Raw genomic sequence first — 6,709 nt, forward strand, 5'->3', positions numbered from 1 at the left:
GCTATTTTCAGTGCCATTTGGTAAATAAGAGGAATTTCTCCGCTTATTTATCAAACACGTTTTAGCGTCAAATGAAATTGTACAATCTACGGGTGCTATAGTGAAAAAAAGAAAATTTTTAAAATTTAACGTCCGATACTCATTTCACGAGTATCGGACGTTAATGGTTTAGATAGAAGATGGATACCTTAATTTTCAGTTCCAGTCTGTGTGAAAGATGCCTTCCATATCGTTGCGTTCATACGTATGAGCACCGAAATAATCACGTTGTGCTTGTAAAAGGCCGGCATTTGAATTACCCTTCCGATAACTGTCGAAATAGGATAGAGAGGTGCTTAAACATGGAAATGCAATCCCGGAATTTATACCCTCGCATATTACTTTCCTCAGTCCCATTTGATAGGCTTTAATTTTTTCAGCAAAAAATGGGGCGATTAATAAATTCTTCAGATTTGCTTGTGTTTGATAGGCTTCACTTATTACGTTTAAAAACTCAGCACGAATGATGCAACCACCGCGGAATATAAGTGCAATTTCCTCTAAAGGCAGGTTCCAGTCATAGAGGTCTGAAGTCGATTTATATTGTGAAAAGCCTTGAGCGTAGGCGCAAACTTTGCCCATATACAATGCTTGTCTAATGTACTCTATCCACAAATACTTATCTAAAACCTGTTGATCACCAACTGGACCTGCTAATATTTCTTCAGCAAGAACACGTTCCTCTTTTAAAGAAGATTCATAACGAGCGAACACGGATTCCGTAATGATGGATAAAGGGACACCATTATCAATGGCTTGAATGCTTGTCCATTTCCCTGTCCCTTTATTCCCTGCTTTATCAAGGATTACATCAATTAGTGGCAAACCTGTCTTTTCATCTTTTTTCTTTAGAATATCTGCCGTGATTTCAATTAAATAACTTTTCAACTCACCCTGATTCCATGTTTCAAAGATATCGGCAATTTCACTAACTGATAACTGCAGCCTTTCCCTTAAAAAGGTATAGGCTTCGGCAATTAATTGCATATCGGCATACTCAATCCCGTTATGGACCATTTTCACAAAATGTCCTGCCCCTTTTGGACCAATATATGTACAACAAGGGGTCCCGTCCACCTGGGCAGCTATTTTTGTGAGAATCGGCGCTACCTTTTCATAAGCTTCTCTATCTCCGCCCGGCATGATCGAAGGGCCATTTAAAGCGCCAACTTCACCACCGGAAATACCAATACCTATATAATCAATTCCTTTAGACTTCAAATCATCATATCGCCGGGCCGTATCTTCGTAATGGGAGTTCCCACCGTCCATAATAATATCTCCTTGCTCAAGAAAGGGAACTAATGAACCAATCACTGAATCAATCGCTGCGCCGGCTGTCACCATCAGGAAGATCTTTCTAGGGGTTTCTAAGGACTGAACAAAACTTTGAACTTCATAATATGGGTCAATCGATTGATTTTCAATTCTATGTAAAAGTTTATCTGTTAAATCTCGCGTGTAATTATAGATAGCTACCTTTTCGCCTTTGTTTGCCATATTTAAGGCAATGTTGCTGCCCATTACACCTAAACCAATAACTCCAATTGTATTGTCCATTTAACTCTCTTCTCCCTTTAAAATAAATGAAAGGGCAGTAAATCCACCGCTTTTCATACTTAGTGGATGCTAAGAATAAGAAGGGGGATACTGCCTTAACCTAACTGCCGATACTCTTTAAACATCCAGAAACTTGCATCGTTAACGTGGGAAGCATTTAAACTACCCGCTCCGGTCGCAAGAACGACTAAGGCAAGATTCCCGTCTAATTGACCTAATTTCCCCCGAATGTTTATCTTGTTGTATTTATTAGGCTTCTTTGATAATTGGCAATCCTTGAATAATCGTCTTCTAATACTCTTGATATGTTAATAAATATCGGCAGTAATTGTCTGTATTCTTTTGTTGCTTCCTCTTTCGGTGTGTGTTTGTAGGTGCTGCCAACCATTTCGGAAACGATATCAAAAGAATCGATTTTTCCTAATGAATAGAGACCTAAAATACAAGCACCTAGGCATGAACTTTCGTAGCTTTCAGGAACAACTACTTCAGATGCGAAGATATCGGCCATCATTTGCCGCCAAACATCTGATCTTGCGAAGCCTCCAGTTGCTTGAATGCGGGTCACAGGTCCATCCATGCATTCGGTTAATGCTAAAAATACGGTGTATAAATTGTAAATAACTCCTTCTAAGGCTGCTCGAATCATATGTTCTTTCTTATGTGACATCGTTAAACCAAAGAATGAGCCACGGACATCCGGATTCCATAATGGCGCGCGTTCACCTGCGAGGTATGGATGGAATAACAATCCGTCTGCACCAGGTCTCACGCGTTTAGCAATCTTGGTTAATACATCGTAAGGATCAATGCCAAGTCTTTTCGCTGTTTCTACTTCTGATGATGCAAGTTCATCACGAATCCAGCGAAGGACCATTCCGCCATTGTTGACCGGTCCGCCAATGACCCAATGCTTCTCCGTTAAGGCATAACAAAAGATTCTTCCTTTTTCGTCAGTCTGCGGTTTGTCAATAATAGTTCGAATTGCACCGCTTGTCCCAATCGTGACCGCGATCTCACCTTTACTAATTGCATTAACACCTAGATTAGAAAGGACTCCATCACTAGCTCCAATCACAAATAGGGTTTGTGGATCGATCCCAATCTGTTTGGCTAAATTTGGATTACAGTTGCTAAATATCTTCGTGGTTGGTACTAGATCAGATAATTGAGAAGGTGTTACACCAGCTATTTTTAATGCTTCCTCGTCCCAATCTAGTGTTTTGAGATTCATCATACCCATACATGAAGCAAGGGAATGATCGACAACATATTGATCAAAGAATTTTTTAAAGATATATTCTTTGATTCCAATATATTTTTTCGCTTTGACAGCGATTTCAGGACGGTCATTCACAATCCAGGTAATTTTGCTTAATGGTGACATGGGGTGAATGGGTGTTCCTGTTCGTTTATAAACTTCATGACCATTCAGCTCATCTTTTATTTTATGTGCCCATGCCTCACTGCGATTATCTGCCCAGGTGATACAAGGTGTCAGCGGCTGGTCATTTTCATCCATGGCAATGACACTATGCATAGCACTGCTAAATGAAATAAAAGCTGGTTTTTTATCAGAATGTTGTTTTGTGATATTCGTAATCGTTAGCAGTACTGCTTGAAAAATCTCTTCTGGATTTTGTTCCGCTGTGGAAATGTCCGGTGTGTGAAGAGGGTAACCAATATTCTCGGTTTGGATGACTTCGCCTTTTTCAGTAAATAATACTGCTTTGGTACTAGTCGTACCGATGTCTATACCTAACATGTAGCTAGTCATTATTTTTCACTGCTCCTTTAGATAAGATTTGTTGTGACCTCCAAAGGTCTTCTACTTTTTCTTGAACTTGAACATCATCAAAGTTTAAATGTAGAGATTCAATCATGAGGGCTCTATCTTTTGATTCTATCGCTTCAATATAAATCTCATGATTTTTTATAATCCTTGTAAAGTCCTCATACTCTTCTTCTTTACGCATACGCATACGCATCGAAAGAAGAATTAAGCATTCCATAACAGGTTTTATATTATCCCAAATCATCAGGATGTAGGAATGATTAATGGAACCGATAATCGTTTGATGGAATAAAACGTCCTGAAGGGCAAATTCGTCAGCATCACGATATTTTATCGCTATTTTCATCATCTCTAGTATTTTACTAAGTTCTCTTGAGAGTTGATCTGTGTCCATTCTTACAAGGCGTTCAAACACAAACGTTTCGATTAGCAGACGAACATCATATATCTCTTGTATTTCTTTTTCTGCTAAACCAACGACAACTGCGCCCATTCTTTCTAATCGAATAATTTTTTCGGAGGCTAGTACTTTTAAAGCTTCACGAATCGGCGACCTGCTTACAGCAAAATCGGTAGCTAATTTATTTTCAGATAAGACGGCACCGCTTTCAATCACACCTGAAATAATCCGCATTCTAAGTTCGCATGCAATACGCTCACCCGCTCCAGCCTTTGAAAGCATTTTTGCAGGAAATAAAAATTCCCTTGAATCGGTCATAAGCTCACCTCTTGTTAATCAAGTATACTTGTATACAAGTATTATAGGATATTTTTTAATAAATGCAAGCGCTATTTTAATATCCGAAATCAGACCGGGAAGGTGTATTAATTATTCTTAACGAATTTAATAAAAATAATCTGAAATAAGGTCTATCAAATATAGGTATTATGAAGAAGAGTCAATATTGCTGATGCATGAATGAAAACGTATGATGAAATTATTGGGATTTTTTTAGGAGGAAATCAAGATGAGTATTTTTCTAAAACAAGTTTTTATAGGTTTGCCGAAAACGGTTGGTAATAAAGGGGCAACAAATCCGATGGGGCGAGAATGGACAAGTGCTATTTTTAAAGAGCCGGTCCAAGGTTCTGTTTGGATGGGAAAAACGGGATTAGCTGGTGATGGGCAATGGGATTTGGAACATCATGGCGGACCGGAAAAAGCTGTTTTTGCCTACGGATTTGAAAATTATTCCTACTGGCAAAAGGAACTAGGGATTCCTGAAATCACATCCGGCGCTATGGGTGAAAATCTCGTCATGGAACCCATTACTGAGGATACGATTTCTATTGGTGACACCTTCCAGATTGGCGGCGCGGTCATCCAAGTTTCGCAGCCAAGGCAGCCATGCTGGAAACCGGCACGCCGTTTTAAAGTAAAAAACCTGGCACTTTTATTACAAACCACCGGCAGGACCGGCTGGTACTTTCGAGTGTTACAAGAGGGGTTTGTTGAGGAAGGACAGACCTTTACATTGGTGGACCGACCATCTCCTCAGTGGACAATCCAAAAGTGCAATCAAGTAATTCATGCTAAGCCACAAGACTTTGAAGAAATACGCGAGCTTTCTCTATGTGAATTCCTTGCACCAGGCATGAGAGCGACGTTGGCAAAAAGGGTAGAGCTGAAGGAAACCCCAGATATCAGAAGTCGTGTATTTGGACCAAATGAATTGGAGTAGTGATACCGACCGAGTCTGAAAAAAGAAAGACTGTTCTTTCCTTGGAATGGATAGTATGCCAAAAAGTCCAAATGCATGGATGTGATCTGAGGAAAAGAATTACCTTGATGTCTCCTCAAAAGTGACCGTAACGACCTTTTCCGTCTCCTTGTTAAATTCTATATTGATGAAAACACCGAATTCCTTATTGTTTTCTTTTAACCATAGCTTGAACTTTTCGGTAGAGGTTTGGGGCCCACTCGTTCTTCCAATATGGAGATAATCAATTATTTTTGCATGCGGATATTTTTCGTGTGTTTCCTTTAATGCTAAGGTACCCCACTTAGCATAGGGGGGAATCGGTTTTTGTTGTGCATTGGCTATATGAATAGAAGTGAGTGGATGTACGCTTACCGAGAAAAAAAGTAAGGCTATATAAAAACCAATCATGACCTTTTTCACGTAGTTACCCTCTTTGTTTTTACTTTTATCATTTCATTTCGAGCAATAATCTATGTAGGTATCTTTCATCAATCGCAAAATTCATTAAAGAGAGGGGATCATAATGGAAATTAAATTACTAGATGCATCTGATGCAGAGCGTTATTGGAAGTTAAGACTAGAAGCACTTAAACAGAATCCAGAGGCATTTTTAACAAGTTATCAGGATGCCATAAAAAGAGAAAATCCGATTGAACAGGTTGCTCGGAATTTTACCACAGAGGGAAACTTTACGTTTGGTGCATTTGATCAGGAGGAATTAATTGGAGTTGTCACCCTTCTTCAAGAAAGTGACGAGAAAGTACGGCATCGGGCAAATATTTTTGCGATGTATGTCACGCCTGAGAAACAAAGTCTGGGTGTAGGAAAAGCATTGATGGAGGAGGCGATTAATAAAGCTAAAACGATTGACGAGATTGAAAAAATTAATTTATCAGTAATGGCAACTAATGAGAAAGCGAAAAAGCTATATAGAAAATTAGGTTTTAAAGTGTATGGGTTTGAGGAAAATGCATTTAAAGTGAATGGTATTTCTTATCATGATGAACATATGGTTCTTCATTTGAGAACAGGTAAGGGAAATGGGAACCTTAAAGGTGAAAATATCGGTCTTGGCGATCATTAATCCGAATCTATCAGAATTTATTTGTCCTAATATATATTTAACTTTAGGTTCCTTCTTTTTACAGTTTAAATTCTAAACCGTTCTCAATATAGATTGTGTTTTGTAATCCGGTTTGGTTTACCAGATATTCTAATACATTTTTTGCTGTACTTCTGATCATCGCGCACAGAGCTAAGTTGTTAAAAACTCTTGCATAGCAGCGGATTATCAATGTACCATTTTCTTTAAACAGATGATAATAGATGGTCTCTTTCTGTATTTTGGAAAAACAGTGGATAAATAGATAGTCATCTGTTGGTACGATTCCTTTTATCATAAATTCTTTTTGAACTAATCGTTTTATTTCCGCGGTTTGTTTCTCGGATAAATATATTCTCATACCGGCTTCACCATCTTATTTTTTGATCTGCATTCAATCAGTAAAAAAGGACCTATAAGGTACTTAAGGAGAATTTGTTTCTCAGAACTTTTATAGGATATGCAATGATTTAATTTTTGCTAACAAAGAGCCCGCCTAATACCGTAATT

At 38.5% G+C, this 6,709-nt stretch carries 7 protein-coding genes and 1 pseudogene; 2 read left to right on the top strand and 6 right to left on the bottom strand.

Annotated features, from left to right (window positions below; genetic code table 11):
* Positions 1–195 precede the first annotated feature (195 nt).
* The 4 genes and pseudogenes from gnd to BDR01S_RS23935 form a co-directional block, all read right to left on the bottom strand.
* Positions 196–1,599, bottom strand: a complete 1,404-nt coding sequence (gnd, locus tag BDR01S_RS23925; RefSeq protein ID WP_066250851.1) for a decarboxylating NADP(+)-dependent phosphogluconate dehydrogenase — start codon at positions 1,597–1,599, stop codon at positions 196–198.
* Between the two features lie 110 nt (positions 1,600–1,709).
* A pseudogene (locus BDR01S_RS25100) lies at positions 1,710–1,817 on the bottom strand (GntT/GntP/DsdX family permease); the annotation flags it as partial.
* A 14-nt stretch (positions 1,818–1,831) separates the two neighbouring features.
* On the bottom strand, positions 1,832–3,376 hold the full coding sequence (gntK, locus tag BDR01S_RS23930) for a gluconokinase (protein ID WP_066250853.1): 1,545 nt from the start codon (positions 3,374–3,376) through the stop codon (positions 1,832–1,834).
* Positions 3,369–4,112, bottom strand: a complete 744-nt coding sequence (locus tag BDR01S_RS23935) for a GntR family transcriptional regulator (protein WP_066250856.1) — start codon at positions 4,110–4,112, stop codon at positions 3,369–3,371. Before BDR01S_RS23935 ends, gntK begins: the two co-directional genes overlap by 8 nt.
* A 250-nt stretch (positions 4,113–4,362) precedes the next feature.
* Between BDR01S_RS23935 and BDR01S_RS23940 the strand changes: the two genes are divergently transcribed.
* Complete coding sequence (locus BDR01S_RS23940) at positions 4,363–5,076, top strand: MOSC domain-containing protein (RefSeq protein WP_066250859.1); 714 nt, start codon at positions 4,363–4,365, stop codon at positions 5,074–5,076.
* A gap of 99 nt (positions 5,077–5,175) precedes the next feature.
* Here the strand turns inward: BDR01S_RS23940 and BDR01S_RS23945 are convergent, their stop codons facing one another.
* Positions 5,176–5,517, bottom strand: a complete 342-nt coding sequence (locus tag BDR01S_RS23945; protein WP_066250861.1) for a DUF3889 domain-containing protein — start codon at positions 5,515–5,517, stop codon at positions 5,176–5,178.
* Positions 5,518–5,620: 103 nt separating this feature from the next.
* Between BDR01S_RS23945 and BDR01S_RS23950 the strand changes: the two genes are divergently transcribed.
* Entirely contained in the window at positions 5,621–6,181 is a 561-nt protein-coding gene (locus BDR01S_RS23950) for a GNAT family N-acetyltransferase (protein ID WP_066250863.1), read from the top strand.
* A 58-nt stretch (positions 6,182–6,239) separates the two neighbouring features.
* Here the strand turns inward: BDR01S_RS23950 and BDR01S_RS23955 are convergent, their stop codons facing one another.
* The gene (locus BDR01S_RS23955) at positions 6,240–6,560 is read right to left on the bottom strand and encodes a hypothetical protein (RefSeq protein WP_066250869.1); all 321 of its coding nucleotides are present in this window, start codon (positions 6,558–6,560) and stop codon (positions 6,240–6,242) included.
* Positions 6,561–6,709: the final 149 nt, after the last annotated feature.

It is taken from the genome of Neobacillus drentensis NBRC 102427, assembly GCF_001591445.1.
In the GTDB taxonomy this organism is placed as follows: domain Bacteria; phylum Bacillota; class Bacilli; order Bacillales; family Cytobacillaceae; genus Neobacillus; species Neobacillus drentensis.

Bases quoted from the DNA above. Each gene is read 5' to 3' on its own strand.
- gnd (WP_066250851.1), bottom strand. From the start codon at position 1,599: ATGGACAATACAATTGGAGTTATTGGTTTAGGTGTAATGGGCAGCAAC.
- gntK (WP_066250853.1), bottom strand. From the start codon at position 3,376: ATGACTAGCTACATGTTAGGTATAGACATCGGTACGACTAGTACCAAA.
- BDR01S_RS23940 (WP_066250859.1), top strand. From the start codon at position 4,363: ATGAGTATTTTTCTAAAACAAGTTTTTATAGGTTTGCCGAAAACGGTT.
- BDR01S_RS23950 (WP_066250863.1), top strand. From the start codon at position 5,621: ATGGAAATTAAATTACTAGATGCATCTGATGCAGAGCGTTATTGGAAG.
- BDR01S_RS23955 (WP_066250869.1), bottom strand. From the start codon at position 6,560: ATGAGAATATATTTATCCGAGAAACAAACCGCGGAAATAAAACGATTA.
- BDR01S_RS23935 (WP_066250856.1), bottom strand. From the start codon at position 4,112: ATGACCGATTCAAGGGAATTTTTATTTCCTGCAAAAATGCTTTCAAAG.